The sequence below is a fragment of the Pediococcus acidilactici DSM 20284 genome (assembly GCF_000146325.1).
Classification (GTDB): domain Bacteria; phylum Bacillota; class Bacilli; order Lactobacillales; family Lactobacillaceae; genus Pediococcus; species Pediococcus acidilactici.
This window is the reverse complement of sequence record NZ_GL397067.1, coordinates 1694639-1709830: the sequence shown is the minus strand read 5'-3', so window position 1 is coordinate 1709830 and position 15192 is coordinate 1694639. Positions and strand designations below refer to the sequence as shown.

At 42.2% G+C, this 15192-nt stretch carries 13 protein-coding genes and 1 tRNA gene; 12 read left to right on the top strand and 2 right to left on the bottom strand.

Features of this window, described 5'->3' with window-relative positions; translation table 11 throughout:
- Positions 1–115: 115 nt before the first annotated feature.
- From rapZ to HMPREF0623_RS08170, 5 genes are all read left to right on the top strand, one after another.
- Positions 116–1003 (top strand): RNase adapter RapZ, encoded by an 888-nt coding sequence (rapZ, locus tag HMPREF0623_RS08190; protein WP_002829924.1) that lies wholly within the window; start codon positions 116–118, stop codon positions 1001–1003.
- Positions 1000–2001 (top strand): gluconeogenesis factor YvcK family protein, encoded by a 1002-nt coding sequence (locus tag HMPREF0623_RS08185; protein ID WP_004166678.1) that lies wholly within the window; start codon positions 1000–1002, stop codon positions 1999–2001. The genes rapZ and HMPREF0623_RS08185 overlap by 4 nt, the downstream gene beginning before the upstream one ends.
- A gap of 11 nt (positions 2002–2012) precedes the next feature.
- Positions 2013–2942: a DNA-binding protein WhiA gene (whiA, locus tag HMPREF0623_RS08180; protein ID WP_036671435.1), complete on the top strand. Its 930-nt coding sequence runs from the start codon at positions 2013–2015 to the stop codon at positions 2940–2942.
- A gap of 268 nt (positions 2943–3210) precedes the next feature.
- The gene (locus HMPREF0623_RS08175; protein ID WP_004166676.1) at positions 3211–6018 is read left to right on the top strand and encodes a glucosaminidase domain-containing protein; all 2808 of its coding nucleotides are present in this window, start codon (positions 3211–3213) and stop codon (positions 6016–6018) included.
- Between the two features lie 101 nt (positions 6019–6119).
- Positions 6120–6395: a hypothetical protein gene (locus tag HMPREF0623_RS08170; RefSeq protein ID WP_002829920.1), complete on the top strand. Its 276-nt coding sequence runs from the start codon at positions 6120–6122 to the stop codon at positions 6393–6395.
- Positions 6396–6471: 76 nt separating this feature from the next.
- On the opposite strand, the gene clpP is transcribed toward HMPREF0623_RS08170, so the two are convergent.
- Complete coding sequence (clpP, locus tag HMPREF0623_RS08165; RefSeq protein WP_002829919.1) at positions 6472–7065, bottom strand: ATP-dependent Clp endopeptidase proteolytic subunit ClpP; 594 nt, start codon at positions 7063–7065, stop codon at positions 6472–6474.
- 398 nt (positions 7066–7463) lie between these two features.
- Positions 7464–7535 (bottom strand) — tRNA-Arg (locus HMPREF0623_RS08160).
- A 74-nt stretch (positions 7536–7609) separates the two neighbouring features.
- On the opposite strand from HMPREF0623_RS08160, the gene rpoN reads away from it, so the two are divergent.
- The 7 genes from rpoN (at position 7610) to secG (ending at position 15171) form a co-directional block, all read left to right on the top strand.
- Positions 7610–8935 carry an RNA polymerase factor sigma-54 gene (gene rpoN, locus HMPREF0623_RS08155; protein WP_002829918.1) on the top strand — a complete coding sequence of 442 codons (1326 nt, stop codon included), beginning with the start codon at positions 7610–7612 and terminating at the stop codon, positions 8933–8935.
- 185 nt (positions 8936–9120) lie between these two features.
- Positions 9121–10152: a sugar-binding transcriptional regulator gene (locus tag HMPREF0623_RS08150; RefSeq protein ID WP_002829917.1), complete on the top strand. Its 1032-nt coding sequence runs from the start codon at positions 9121–9123 to the stop codon at positions 10150–10152.
- A 67-nt stretch (positions 10153–10219) separates the two neighbouring features.
- Positions 10220–11242 carry a type I glyceraldehyde-3-phosphate dehydrogenase gene (gap, locus tag HMPREF0623_RS08145; protein WP_002829916.1) on the top strand — a complete coding sequence of 341 codons (1023 nt, stop codon included), beginning with the start codon at positions 10220–10222 and terminating at the stop codon, positions 11240–11242.
- Positions 11243–11370: 128 nt separating this feature from the next.
- Positions 11371–12573: a phosphoglycerate kinase gene (locus tag HMPREF0623_RS08140; protein ID WP_002829915.1), complete on the top strand. Its 1203-nt coding sequence runs from the start codon at positions 11371–11373 to the stop codon at positions 12571–12573.
- A gap of 84 nt (positions 12574–12657) precedes the next feature.
- Positions 12658–13413 (top strand): triose-phosphate isomerase, encoded by a 756-nt coding sequence (tpiA, locus tag HMPREF0623_RS08135; RefSeq protein WP_002831135.1) that lies wholly within the window; start codon positions 12658–12660, stop codon positions 13411–13413.
- Between the two features lie 68 nt (positions 13414–13481).
- Entirely contained in the window at positions 13482–14804 is a 1323-nt protein-coding gene (gene eno / locus HMPREF0623_RS08130) for a phosphopyruvate hydratase (RefSeq protein ID WP_002829911.1), read from the top strand.
- Positions 14805–14934: 130 nt separating this feature from the next.
- The gene (gene secG / locus HMPREF0623_RS08125) at positions 14935–15171 is read left to right on the top strand and encodes a preprotein translocase subunit SecG (protein WP_002829910.1); all 237 of its coding nucleotides are present in this window, start codon (positions 14935–14937) and stop codon (positions 15169–15171) included.
- Positions 15172–15192 lie beyond the last annotated feature (21 nt).

The following is a 15192-nucleotide window of genomic DNA, read 5'->3' as shown; positions in this document are numbered from 1 at the left end:
GGATTTTTGGCGATGACTTTTGGTGGTCGCCAAGTTTTCGTGGTATCATTTAAAAAATGACACGCCCGGATGTGTTATACTGGAGAAGTTGTTACCTTGGAATGGGGGAATCATTATGAACGAATCATTGAAATTGGTAGTGGTAACGGGAATGAGCGGTGCCGGAAAAACTGTCGCAATGCAAAGTTTCGAAGACATGGGCTTCTTTTGCGTTGATAACATGCCGTTAGCACTGTTACCAAAATTTTGGGAATTAATTAAAGAAAATGGCAACATCACCAAAGTTGCCTTAGCAGTTGATTTACGTTCGGATGCATTTTACGAACAAGTCGTCACGATGCTGACTGATACCCAAGCACTTTCGGGAATTAATCGTGACATCTTGTTCCTGGATGCAACTAATGAGGAATTAATTGCGCGTTACAAGGAAACTCGACGGGCACATCCGCTAGCGATGGACGGTCGGGTAGCGGACGGAATTCGCAAAGAACGCGAACTGCTTGCCCCAATCAAGTCGGAGGCCCAGCTGGTGATTGACACTAGCAATTTAACGCCTCGCGAATTAAGAAGTAAAATTTTTAACCAATTTTCAACCAACAAAACGGTTCCTAAATTCCATATTGAAGTAGTTTCGTTTGGCTACAAATACGGGTTACCGATTGACGCAGACATCACTATGGACGTGCGTTTTTTGCCTAACCCATACTACGTGCCGGAACTAAAAAATCAGGTGGGAACCGATCAACCGGTGTACGATTACGTAATGAACCAGCCGGCTACGGAAAAATTTTACCAAGCTTATTTAAAGCTGTTGATGGATATTATGCCGGGGTACCAACAAGAGGGAAAGTCGAATTTGACGATCGCGATTGGCTGTACCGGTGGGCAACATCGTTCAGTAGCGATTGCGGAGCGGTTAGGAAATGATTTAGCTAAGCACTACGTTACTCACATTTCTCACCGAGATGTAAATAAGCGAAAGGAAACGGTAAATCGCTCATGAGTAAAATCAAGGGACCTAAAATTGTGGTAATCGGGGGCGGGACCGGCCTTCCAGTTATCTTAAACGAGCTACACAAACGCAATGCAGACGTGACCGCCATCGTTACGGTGGCAGATGACGGAGGTTCTTCGGGAATCATTCGAGACTACGTTAACGTGGTTCCGCCAGGGGATATTCGGAACGTCATGGTGGCTTTGTCGGACATGCCGCCCGAACTCAAGGACATTTTCCAATACCGCTTTAAAAGTGAAGATAACTTTCTTGCCGGACATGCGATTGGTAATTTAATTATCGCCGCACTTTCTGAAATGCGGGGCGGAATTGACCCTGCAATCCGAGAATTATCGCGAATGCTTCAAATTGAAGGACATATTTATCCGGCAAGTGCTGAACCGCTAGTGTTGCACGCTAAGTTTACGGATGGCACGAGCTTAGCAGGTGAATCAGAAATTACCGCGGCCCACAAGGATGTTAAACAGGTGTGGGTCGAAAACAATCCCTGGAGTGAGCATAAAAAGCCGCGGGCCGTTCCAGAAGCCCTAGAAGCTATTGAAGCAGCTGACGAAATTATCTTAGGCCCAGGAAGTCTATTCACTAGTATTTTGCCAAACCTAATGATTGAAGACATTCGCAAGGCCGTTTTAGCGACCCAAGCGGAAATTGTTTACATTTGCAACATTATGACTCAAAAAGGCGAAACAATCGGCTTTACCGATGCCGACCACGTGCACGTTTTAAACCAACATCTAGGTCGGAACTTTGTGGATACCGTGCTGGTTAATACCGAAAAAGTTCCTGAATCGTACATGGATTTTAACCGTTATGACGAAGTTTCCAAACAAGTAATTCATAATTTTAAAGGACTCCGCGAGCAAGGGGTACGAGTAATTTCGGACAACTTTTTGAAACTGCGTGACGGCGGTGCTTTCCATGATGGTGAAAAAGTGGTCGATGAGCTAATGCACATCTGTAGCAACCCAATTAAGAAACAAGCATAGGAGGTGTGGTCGTGTCTTATGCCAGTGAAGTAAAAAAAGAGCTGACTAACTTGGAAGTCCACGAACATAACGCAAAGGCCGAATTGATGGCGTTGATCCGGATGAACGGTTCAATTGGAATTAATAATCGGCAGTTAGTGTTAAATACTCAGACGGAAAATCCGGCGATTGCACGGCGAATTTACTCGCTACTAAAAAACTTCTACCACTTAGAAGCAGAGTTAAGTGTGCGTCGTAAGATGAAGCTGAAGAAAAACAACCTTTACATTGTGCGTTTGCGGACGGGCGCTCAGCAACTACTTAACGATTTATCAATTTTAAAGGACGATTTTCAAATTAACGAAACCGTTCCGGAGGGGCTCCTATCAACTGAATCGGAGCTACGCTCGTATTTAAGGGGGGCCTTCTTAGCGGGAGGTTCAGTTAATAATCCCGAAACTAGTCGCTATCATTTGGAAATCTATTCGCTTTACGAAGCCCATAATCAAATGATTGCGGATTGGATCAATCAGTACCACCTCAACGCCCGGACAACGGAGCGCCGAAGCGGCTATATTGTTTACCTGAAGGAAGCCGAACACATCGCAGATTTTCTTCAACTAATTGGTGCAACCAATTCAATGTTAAAATTCGAAGATGTTCGAATTATGCGGGATATGCGTAATTCGGTTAATCGGTTGGTAAATTGCGAAAATGCTAATATGAATAAAGTTGCCAACGCTTCGATGAAGCAGATTAATAACATCCAGTACATTGATGAAGTGGTGGGACTCGACGAGTTGCCGCCTAAGCTACGCGACATCGCGAAGACACGGTTAGCACACCGGGAAGTTAGTTTGAAAGAGCTTGGCGAACTAGTGCCGGGTGGGCCAATTTCTAAATCGGGGGTTAACCACCGGTTAAGAAAGATTAATCAGTATGCAGAGAAGTTGCGCGCTTAAAGGTTTTTACGATAAAAAATATTTCTTAAAAACTTTTGCATTAGTTAATATAAGAGCAATGAATATAAATTTATCTAAAATACGCGGGGATGGACAGGAATGCTGTTAACTTCGCGTATTTTTATTTTGCAAGTAAAATGTGCCAAAAGCGCTACACTACGGACTTTGTAACTATAATGTAAAACGTTTTAATAAACAGATGTGCTATCCTTAAGGGGATATATAAATCAACGCCGAAAAGGTTTGGATATAGGAGAGTAGTTAATATATGGAAATCAAAAAGCATTACAAAATGTTTAAGTCAGGGAAGAAGTGGGCATTCGCAAGTATCGCTACAGCTAGTTTGGGTTTGGTAGCACTCAATACTAATGCTGAAAAAGCACATGCGGATAGCGATGCGCAAGCTAACACTAATTCTGCAAGTCAACTTGATCAACAGACCAAGACGGCTCCGGTTAACGAAAAGCAAGTTACGTTAGCTAAGCCAGCGACTGTCAAAGCTAGTTCAGCTGCCGTTACAGCACAATCTGCAGCCCCAGCTCCTAGTGCTGCTCAATCTGCAGCAAAGGTTAACGCGGATAGTACTGCAAAGGCTGACCAACATTCTGCTGCAGCAAAAGTTGGAACCAAAGCAACTACTTCTTCAGCAGTAAAACCAGCTAAGGAAGCCGCTTCAGCTAATGCAGTTAAAGCAGCCCCAGCTTCTAGTGCAGCTAAAAAGGTAAGTACTAGTGTAGCTAGTCCTGCAGCTCCAAGCTCGGCAGCAAGCAAGACGGTTACTTCAGCAGCCGTTAAGGACAGCGTAGCTAAGGAAGCCGTATCTTCAGCAGCTAACGTGAAATCAAGTTCAGCCGCAGCTAAAACTTCGGTTAATTCAAGTGCGGTTTCTGAAGCTGCCCAAAAAGACGCTAAAGCGGAAAAAACTGCAGAAAAGAAGACCGATAACTCATCGAAGGACTACACGATTGATAATACATATCGGTTAGCTGATAACGAAGGTAGCGATCAAAAGACTAACAATAAAATTATCGTTGCCCATGCCGTTGGACAATACTCATCTGCTCGCGACGTTGCTATCTACGAAAAGCGGGAATGGGATAGTAGTGAAACCTACGTTCAATACATCGTTGGAGATGGTGGACGGGTATACGCCGTTGGAGAAGAAGGGTACGTTGCTTGGGGTGCTGGTAAATGGGCTAACGAAAATGCTCCCGTTCAAGTTGAATTAGCACAAACTTACTCGGATAGCCAATTCAAGAAGGACTACCAAACTTACGTTAACTTACTCCGTGATTCCGCAAAGAAGTGGAATATTCCAACAACTTTGGATAGTGATGAATACACTGGAATCAAGTCACATGTTTGGGTTACCGAACATGTTTGGGGAAATCACGTTGACCCATACGGTTACTTAGGTACTCATGGAATTACCAAGGAACAGTTTGCGCATGATTTGGCATATGGTTTCGATAATGATGCTGCTAACGACAACCAAAACAATAATCAAAATGATAATCACCAAAATGATAATCAAAACAACCAAAATAATAACCACCAAAATGACTCTTCAAATAACCATGGCAACCAAAATAACCAAAGCTACCATGTAGGCGACAAGGTTACCATCAAGAACAGTGCTTCTCACTGGGCAACTGGTCAATCCATTTACAATGGGGTTAAGGGTCATACTTACAAGATTATCCAAACTAATGGTCACAAGTTGTTGTTAGATCAAGTAATCAGCTGGATTAACGACGGTGATGTTTACAAGGCGGGTTCTAATTCCGGTTCGTCAAACAATCATAATAATAATCACACTACTAACAATGCGGACATTAAGGTTGGTACCGTGGTTACCATTAACAACAATGCTAGCCACTGGGCAACTGGTCAAAGCATCTACAGTGGTGTAAAGGGCAAGAGCTACAAGGTTATCCAAACTAACGGAAATCGTCTTTTATTGGATAAGGTAATTAGCTGGATTAACAAGGGCGACGTTCACGTTCCTGGTTCGAACTCGAATAACAATAACTCTGGCAACCAAAACCATAATAATGGCAATAACCACAATAATAACGGTAATACAGAATCAATCCACGTTGGCTCAAAAGTTACCATCAATAACAATGCTAAGCGTTGGGCAACTGGTCAAAATATTTATAGCGGTGTAAAGGGTAAGACTTACACGGTTATTCAAATGAACGGTAGCCGGCTATTGTTGGATAAGGTAATCAGCTGGATCAACAAGGGTGATGTTCACCTTCCTGGTTCAAACGGTTCGCAAAATAACAATAACAACAATAATAACCACGCTAATAATAACGATGGTACGATCCGGGTTGGTACAAACGTAACCATCAAGCCGTCTGCTAAACGTTGGGCAACCGGCCAAAACATCTACTACGGTGTAAAGGGTAAGACTTACAAAGTTATCCAAATGAACGGTAACCGCCTCTTGTTAGATAAGGTTATTAGTTGGATTAATAAGGGTGACGTATACGTTCCAGGTTCATCCAATAATAACAATAGCAACAGCAATAATAACCACAACAACAACGGTATCAATTACCACTTTACCAACCAAAACTGGACGGCTGCTCAAACTAACTTTGTTAACAGCATTGCAGCAGACGTAATGAACGTTTGCCAAAACAATCATTTATACGCTTCCGTTGCAATGGCACAAGCCGTTGTAGAAAGTGCTTATGGTGCTTCAACTTTGGCTCAAGAAGCACACAACCTCTTTGGAATTAAGGCAGACAGCACATGGCATGGTGCAACCTATACCAAGAATACTCAAGAAGTTATTAACGGTCGGGTAGTAACTATTTCAGCTGCGTTCAGAAAATACGATTCATTCAAGGATTCGATTGCGGACTACGCTAAGAAATTAGAATCACGTCCACAATACGCAAATGCATTTTCTAACCATGCGCACAACTACGTTGAATCAGTTAAAGCAATCAAAGCTGGCGGTTACGCAACGGCACCTACTTACGTAAGCAGCATTGTTAATTGCATTAATAACTATGGATTCTACAAATTAGATGGCTTGAACTCAGCAATTTCGTTGTAATTTCTGTAGATAAAATTTAATATAGGTGTATAAGCAGAAGAGGCTGGAACGTAATGTTACAGTCTCTTCTTTAATAAGTGAGTGATGGGGGATGAGCAAAAGTGAAGTATAAAGAATATCAATTTGTTCAGCTATGGGATGGCCGGATGGGTACAATTATTAAGACGCTGTCCAGTGGCGGCTATTTAATTGAAGATAATTTCTGGGGTTGGCTAGAAATGAAAAGCAAGGAAGATCCCGAACATTACATTTTCCCAAATGCCGATGTAGAACGGCGCTTCTCTGCTTTGGAAGAAGAAATTGAAGGGGAAGCCCGAATGGCCGAAGAATGGTATGAATTTCGGTACAAAGTGATGGTTAGCGGTTTAGGAAATTAAACTATAGATAAAAAAGAGCTTGGAAATCAAAAACGATTTCCAAGCTCTTTTGCTTTGCAAGTATCAGTAAGATTGCTTACTTAAGGCTTGCGTTCTTTTCCATGATACCGTCGATCAAACCATAATCAACTGCGTCTTGCGCAGAGAGGTAGTTATCCCGTTCCGTATCAAGATTGATTTTTTCTAGCGGTTGACCAGAATTTTCTGCCAAAATTTTGTTTAACTCTTTCCGAGTCTTCAAAATTTGTTCAGCAGCAATTTCAATTTCGGTTTGTTGACCTTGAGCACCACCAGAAGGTTGATGAATCATAACTTCTGAATGAGGCAATGCAAAACGTTTGCCCTTTGTACCAGAAGAAGCTAAAACACTGGCCATCGAAGCAGCCATTCCCATTACGATGGTTTGTACGTCAGCTTTAATAAAGTTCATCGTGTCGTAGATTGCCAATCCAGCAGTAACTACGCCACCTGGAGAGTTGATGTAAAGGTAAATGTCTTTTTCAGAGTCTTGTGCATCAAGGAATAGTAATTGAGAAATGATTGAGTTAGCCAAATCATCGTCAATTGGACCTGATAACATAATAATCCGATCTTTTAATAGTCGTGAGTAAATATCATAAGCACGTTCGCCACGTGATGATTGTTCAATAACGGTTGGAACCAAGTTCATAACTTAGTAGCCTCCTTTTCGGATAAAGATTTAGTATTAATTACTAACCATGGCTTTAGTTTATCTCATTGGTCAAAAAAGGTCAAATGTTTTTGCTCATTCATTAAAATTAATGCTTCAAAAGCACGATCTAGCTCTGATAGGGAAGGAAGGATGGGGGAAAGAAATTAAAATACTTGTTAAAACCTGTGCTGGAACACTAAATACGGGTTTATCATGGATAAAGCGCTATTACTAGTATATAATCGACGTTAAAGAAGGGCTTATCAAAATGGTAAGTTGTTTATAAAAAAATATCTGTCATCAGCAATTATTAAATTACTAATAACAGATATCAGGAACTGATGATGACGATTACTCGCCATCTCAGTACTTTCACGTTTCAGAATATAAAAAAATGCGCCATCGGGGAGTCGAACCCCGATCTTGAGAACCGGAATCTCACGTGCTATCCATTACACTAACGGCGCTTAACAAAATAAATTTTACATTATGTTGGCAAAAAAAACAAGCTAAAAATAATAGAATTATGGAGAAAAATTTTATGGTAATGAAGCAAGGATTTACGCAAAACCAAACGCAACAGCAGAAGCAAGTGCAACGTTTGGCAATGACGCAAACACTACAGCAGTCAATTCAAATGCTGCAATACAATGCTGAAGAGTTGCAAAATTTCTTGAAACAAAAGGAAATGGACAACCCCTTAATTACCGTTGAAGTAGCTGAAGAACGGCCTTTAAGCAAGGTATCGAAAAATTCCGACACGCATGAGACCTTTATGAATCAAATTGCTAGCGATACGGAACAATCATTATTTGATTATTTACTGGATCAAGTCCATCTAACCATGCGGGATACGCCACTAAGGAAGTTGGTTCTTTTCCTATTGGATTACGTTGACCAGAATGGTTATTTACGGATCACGAAAGACGAAATTAAGCAAAAAACGCAGGCTGATGACATTGCCATCATGGATGCGATCACGCTTTTGCAGCAATTGGATCCGCCCGGGGTCGGTGCCCGAACTCTGCAAGAATCATTAATGCTCCAAACTGAAAATGACGAGGGTTCGCCTGAGATCGCTTATATGGTCTTAGAAGAGTCGTTTGACGACTTAGTTGACCGTAATTGGGAAAAGATTGCTCAGCGGTACGACATTACATTGGCTGAGGTTCAAGAAGTTTTCGACTACGTGCGCACTTTAACCCCGAATCCAGGAGCGGGCTTTGGTAAGCAAGATCGCGGATACATTACGCCAGATTTAATTTTTAAGTTGGAAAATGGCGAACCCCGACTAATCCAATCGAAAGCTTCGCGACCACGGGTCAGTTTTTCACAGGAATACTTTGAACAATTACGTAAAAAGGCTGACGATGAAGTAAGCAGCTACGTAAATGAGAAAAAACGCGAATACGATTGGATTGCCAAAAGCTTGACGCAACGCCAAGATACCATTTTAAGGGTGGGCAAGATAATTTTTGAGCGGCAACAAGACTTTTTCCTTCAGAAGAGTAAAGAATTAAGTCCGTTGATGCTACGAGACGTGGCCAATAAATTACATTTACACGAATCGACGGTTTCACGTGCAGTTAATGGCAAGTATATTGCAACGCCCTTTGGAACCTTCGAATTACGTTCTTTCTTCAGCAATGCGGTTAACCAGACTAGTGACGTCTCCGCCGATGCGGCCAAGCTAAAGATTAAGGAAATTATCGATCAAGAAGATAAGGAAAAACCCATTTCAGACGCTAAAATTGAAAAGCAGCTAAAGGCGCAGGGGGTCACGATCTCCCGCAGAACGGTCGCTAAGTATCGGGAAGCGTTGGGAATCCCGTCGTCATCAAAACGAAAACGCTATCTGGAAAAATAAGCTTAAAATTAAATAGAATATTTAGGCAGGCAAATTTGCAAAATAATGGGGAGCTTGTTATAATTTGATTTGTAAGTGAGGTATGCAACAAGAAGTAGTTCTTATGGTTGTGTGCCATTTATTTTTAAGTTGTTGGGTCGTTTTATGACACAGCTGGACAAATAAGGTCCCATATAGGAGATAACATGGATGATAATGAAATGGATTTATTAGAGTCTGTTGTCCCGGGTTTAATCAGCGAGTTTCTACAAAGATTTGATATTTTAAAATCAATCGACTTGTTGGCTCCAGTTGGTAGACGAGTTTTATCCGAACACCTACATCTAAGCGAGCGGGTTTTACGGTCCCAGACGGACGTGTTAAAGTCTCAAGGGTTGCTAAAGACTTCGCCAGCGGGGATGTCGTTATCGGATGAAGGTCGTCGGGTTATGAACGGATTGGAACCGGTGGCTAATAGATTCTTGGGCTTAACTAGCCAAGAAAAGCAATTAGCGGAACGGTTAAATATCGAACGGTGCTTCATTGTTCGCGGTGATCAAGCGGAGAGCCCGGTCGTTTCCAAGCAACTAGGAATTGTCTTAAATGACGCACTTGCAAAATTATTGCCGGAGGGTAATAATACTATAGTGGTGATGGGCGGATCGACGATGGCGTCGGTAGCGACGAGGCTTAAACCAGAGCTCTCACAGCACCGCCAGTTGATTTTTGTTCCTGGAAGGGGCGGCATTGGCGAATCAGTTTCTAAGCAAGCTAATTCAGTTGCCGCTACGATGGCCAAGCAGACCGCAGGGGAAGCTAAGTCATTATATATTCCGGAGCAACTCAGTGAAAGCACATATCACCCGCTACTAAATGAACCAACGGTGAGACCGGTGTTGGACCTAATCGTGCATGCCGGGGTTGCCATCCACGGGATTGGCCGAGCAGATGCGATGGCTCAAAGACGAGGAGTTAACTCCGAAATCAAGAGTTATTTGCGGAAGGCGCGGGCCGTGGGAGAAGCGTTCGGCTCTTTCTATAATAAGGAAGGTCGGATCTTATATCAGGTTCATCGCATTGGACTCCAATTACAGGATGTCCAGCATTTCAATCATGTATTTGCCGTGGCCGGTGGTCATGACAAGGCTCAAGCGATTGAGTCGTACATGAAAATTGCACCGCATCAGACAATTTTAATTACTGATGAAGGTGCCGCAAACGTGATTTTAAAAAAGTGAGGCCAATTGTGACTGAACTTTTTAAAATAAATTATTTTTTTAGATTCCTAAAGGAGGAAATCTTAGTATGACTGTAAAGATTGGTATTAATGGTTTTGGACGTATCGGTCGTTTGGCATTCCGTCGTATCCACGAATTGGGTGCAAAGTCAAATGATATCGAAGTAGTTGCTATCAACGATTTGACAAGTCCTGCATTATTAGCACACTTGCTCAAATATGATTCAACACATGGTACTTTCCCTGGCGAAGTTAGCGCAACAGATGACGCTATCGTTGTTGATGGTAAGAAGTACCACGTTTACGCAGAACCTCAAGCTCAAAACATTCCTTGGGTTAAGGAAGACGGCGTAGACTTCGTACTTGAATGTACAGGTTTCTACACATCAAAAGAAAAGTCACAAGCTCACTTAGACGCTGGTGCAAAACGTGTATTGATCTCAGCTCCTGCTGGTTCAGACCTTAAGACAGTTGTTTACAACGTAAACGATGATGTTTTAACTGCTGACGACCGCATCGTTTCAGCTGGTTCATGTACAACAAACTGCTTGGCACCAATGGCATACTTCTTGAACAAAGAATTTGGTGTTGAAGTTGGTACAATGACAACTATCCATGCTTACACAAGTACACAAATGATCCTTGACGGCCCTGTTCGTGGTGGAAACTTCCGTGCTGCACGTACTGCTGCTGCTAACACAATTCCTCACTCAACTGGTGCTGCTAAGGCTATCGGCCTTGTTATCCCAGAATTGAACGGTAAATTACAAGGACATGCACAACGTGTTCCTGTTGTTGACGGTTCATTAACAGAACTTGTTTCAATTCTTGACAAGGATGTTACAGCTGAAGAAGTTAATGCTGCAATCAAGAAGCATACAGAAGGCAACGAATCATTTGGTTGGAACGAAGACGAAATTGTATCAAGCGACATCATTGGTACAACTTACGGTTCAATCTTCGACCCAACACAAACAGAAGTTACAAAGGCTGGCGACAAGCAATTAGTTAAGACTGTTGCTTGGTACGACAACGAATACGGCTTCACTTGCCAAATGGTACGTACTTTATTGAAATTTGCTACTCTTTAAGATTAAATTCTTAAATATTTGTAGATTTCAAACCGTCTAATCGGTCTTGGAGACGGAGGGAGGTCACTTCCTCCGTCTCTTTTTTTAAGAAAAAATAATTTATTGCTCACTTAAAAGGAGGAATTATCTTGGCTAAATTAACAGTTTCAGATTTAGATGTTAAAGGCAAGAAAGTTTTGATGCGCGTTGACTTCAACGTGCCAGTTAAAAATGGTGTGATCGGTGACGATAACCGTATCGTAGCCGCACTACCAACCATCAAATACATCATTGAAAATGGTGGAAAGGCAATCCTCTTCTCTCACTTAGGTCGGATCAAGAAGGAAGAAGACAAGAAAGAATTGACTCTTCGTCCAGTTGCTCAACGTCTTTCAGACTTGCTTGGCAAGCCAGTTACTTTTGTTCCCGTAACTCGCGGTGCACAATTAGAAGACGCAGTTAACGGCTTGAACGACGGCGACGTATTGTTATTCGAAAACACTCGTTTCGAAGACCTTGACGGCAAGAAGGAAAGTGGCAACGATCCTGAATTAGGTAAGTACTGGGCATCACTTGGCGACATGTTCGTTAACGATGCATTTGGTACAGCACACCGTTCACACGCATCAAACGTTGGTGTTGCTACAGCAATGAAGGCAGAAGGCAAGAAAGTTGCTGCTGGTTTCTTAATGGAAAAGGAAATCAAGTTCTTAGGTGAAGCTGTTGACGATCCTAAGCACCCATTCGTTGCAATCTTAGGTGGTGCTAAGGTTTCTGACAAGATTGGTGTTATCGACCACTTACTTGACAAAGCTGACAAAGTTATCATCGGCGGTGGTATGACATACACATTCTACGCTGCAAAAGGCATGAGCATTGGTAACTCCCTTGTTGAAGCTGACAAGATTGACGTTGCTAAAGAAATCCTTGCTAAGGGTGGCGACAAGATCGTTCTTCCTGTAGACAGTGTTGTTGCTGAAAAATTTGACAACGATGTTCCTCACAAAGTTGTTGAAGGTGACATTCCTGACGGTTACATGGCCCTTGATATTGGACCTAAGTCAGTTGCTGAATTCAAGGACGTTCTTAAAGACGCTAAGACCGTTGTATGGAACGGACCAATGGGTGTATTCGAAATGAGCAACTACGCTAAGGGTACTCTTGAAGTTGGTAAGTTCTTAGGAACTCTATCAGACGCAACAACCATCGTTGGTGGTGGTGACTCAACTGCCGCTGTTAAGCAATTAGGCGTTGGCGACCAATTGACACACATCTCAACTGGTGGTGGCGCATCACTTGAATACCTTGAAGGTAAAGAACTTCCAGGTATCGCTGCAATTTCTAACAAATAATTAACTTGAATGGGGTCGGAAATCCACGGAGATTGCTAATCCCGTTCGGTTACATATTTTGTGATTAAGAAAGGATGTTTTATTTTGCGTACTCCAATTATTGCTGGAAACTGGAAAATGAATAAGAACCCCCAAGAAACACAAGAATTCTTGGAAGGTATCAAGGGCAAATTACCAGATGCTTCAGTTGTAGAATCAGTAATCGCTGCTCCTGCAATTGATTTAAACACTTTAGTACAATTCTCTAAAGATGAACAACTAAAGACTGCTGCTGAAAACTGCTACTTCGAAGATGAAGGTGCTTTTACTGGTGAAACTAGTCCAAAAGCATTGTCTGAAATGGGCGTTAACTACGTAGTTATCGGTCACTCAGAACGTCGTCAATACTTCAAAGAAACTGACGAAGACATCAACAAGAAGGCTAAGGCAATCTTCAAGAACAACATGAAGCCAATCATCTGCTGTGGTGAAACGCTTGAACAACGCGAAGCTGGCGAAACTAACGAATGGGTTGCTGGCCAAGTTACTAACGCTCTTAAAGACTTGTCTGCTGAACAAGTTGCTAATACCGTAATTGCTTACGAACCAATCTGGGCAATCGGTACTGGTAAGACTGCTTCAAGTGACCAAGCACAAGAAGTTTGCCACGTAATCCGTGAAACGGTTGCTAAGTTATACGACCAAACCGTTGCTGACAAAGTTCGTATCCAATATGGTGGTAGTGTTAAGCCTGCAAACATCGCTGAATTGATGAGCAAAGAAGACATCGATGGTGGCCTTGTTGGTGGTGCTTCACTCGATCCAGAATCATTCCTACAATTAGTTAACTACCAGGGTTAATTTAATTCTAGAAATATAATATAATGGTAACTGCATAAGCAGATTATAAAATGTGAGGAGATATTAAAATGTCACTTATTACTGATATTTATGCACGCGAAGTCTTAGACTCACGTGGTAACCCAACTGTTGAAGTTGAAGTTTACACAGAAGACGGCGGCTTTGGACGCGGAATCGTTCCTTCAGGTGCTTCAACTGGTGAACACGAAGCTGTTGAACTTCGTGACGGCGACAAGAACCGTTACGAAGGCAAGGGTGTTGAAAAGGCTGTTGCTAACGTTAACGGCCCAATTGCTAAGGAAATTGTTGGTTTTGAAGTAACTGACCAAATCGCAATTGACAAGGCAATGATCAAGTTAGACGGTACTCCTAACAAAGGTAAGTTAGGTGCTAACGCTATCTTAGGTGTTTCTTTAGCGGTTGCTCGTGCTGCTGCTGACGAACTCCAAATTCCACTTTACAACTACATTGGCGGATCAAACGCACACGTTCTTCCTACACCAATGATGAACGTTATCAACGGTGGCGCTCACTCAGATAACAAAGTGGACTTCCAAGAATTCATGATTATGCCTGTTGGTGCTCCTTCTGTTAAGGAAGCTATCCGGATGGGTTCAGAAACATTCCACGCATTGAAGAGTCTTTTAGCTGCTGACGGCAAAGCTACTTCAGTTGGTGACGAAGGTGGTTTCGCTCCTGACTTTGCTAACAACGAAGAACCTCTTCAATACTTGATCAAAGCGATCGAAAAAGCTGGTTACAAGCCAGGTAAAGACGTAGCAATCGCTGTTGACGTTGCTGCTTCAGAACTTTGGAACGACGATGACAAGAAGTACAAGCTTCGCTGGTCAACTGGTGAAGAATTCACTACTGAAGAATTCGTTAAGTACCTTGAAGGCTTAGTAAACAAATACCCAATCATTTCAATTGAAGACCCAATTGATGAAAACAACTGGGAAGACTGGGCAAGCATCACAAAAGAACTTGGCAAGAAAGTTCAACTTGTTGGTGACGACTTCTTCGTTACAAACACTGAATACCTTGCAAAAGGTATCAAGATGGGTGCTGCTAACTCAATCCTTATCAAGGTTAACCAAATCGGTACACTTACAGAAACAATGGAAGCTATCGAAATGGCTAAGGAAGCTGGTTACACAGCTATCGTATCTCACCGTTCAGGCGAAACAGAAGATACAACAATCGCTGACTTGGTTGTTGCTACAAACGCTGGTCAAATTAAGACTGGTTCAATGAGTCGTACAGACCGCATTGCTAAGTACAACCAATTAATGCGGATCGAAGACCAACTCGAAGGTGTTGCAGAATACAAGGGTATCCACTCATTCTACAACCTTAGTGCACAAGCACGCGAAGATATTACAAACAAGTAATTCATTTCGAGTGATCTAAAAGAAGGATGGACATTTTGTCCATCCTTTTTTTATTGTTTAAATTGGAATTCACCCGTAAGTATGTTAAATTAATACTAGAACTTATTTAGAATACAAAGGAGGTCATCTTGTGTACTCACTTCTGATGACAATTCTATTGATTCTGTCAGTGGTCATAATCATTGCGGTTATGATGCAACCGGCAAAGACTGATAATGCGATGTCTTCATTGACAGGTGGGGCTGGTGACCTATTCTCAAAGCAAAAGTCACGTGGATTTGAAGCGTTCATGCAAAGAGTAACGGCAGTCTTGCTTTTCTTGTTTTTTGCTATCACCATTGCAATGGTTTACGTATCGGCCCATTAAAAGCGATCGTATCTAACAAAA

Coding starts and splice junctions, on each gene's coding strand:
- rapZ (WP_002829924.1), top strand. CDS start 116: ATGAACGAATCATTGAAATTGGTAGTGGTAACGGGAATGAGCGGTGCC.
- HMPREF0623_RS08185 (WP_004166678.1), top strand. CDS start 1,000: ATGAGTAAAATCAAGGGACCTAAAATTGTGGTAATCGGGGGCGGGACC.
- HMPREF0623_RS08175 (WP_004166676.1), top strand. CDS start 3,211: ATGGAAATCAAAAAGCATTACAAAATGTTTAAGTCAGGGAAGAAGTGG.
- clpP (WP_002829919.1), bottom strand. CDS start 7,065: ATGAACTTGGTTCCAACCGTTATTGAACAATCATCACGTGGCGAACGT.
- rpoN (WP_002829918.1), top strand. CDS start 7,610: ATGGTAATGAAGCAAGGATTTACGCAAAACCAAACGCAACAGCAGAAG.
- HMPREF0623_RS08150 (WP_002829917.1), top strand. CDS start 9,121: ATGGATGATAATGAAATGGATTTATTAGAGTCTGTTGTCCCGGGTTTA.
- gap (WP_002829916.1), top strand. CDS start 10,220: ATGACTGTAAAGATTGGTATTAATGGTTTTGGACGTATCGGTCGTTTG.
- eno (WP_002829911.1), top strand. CDS start 13,482: ATGTCACTTATTACTGATATTTATGCACGCGAAGTCTTAGACTCACGT.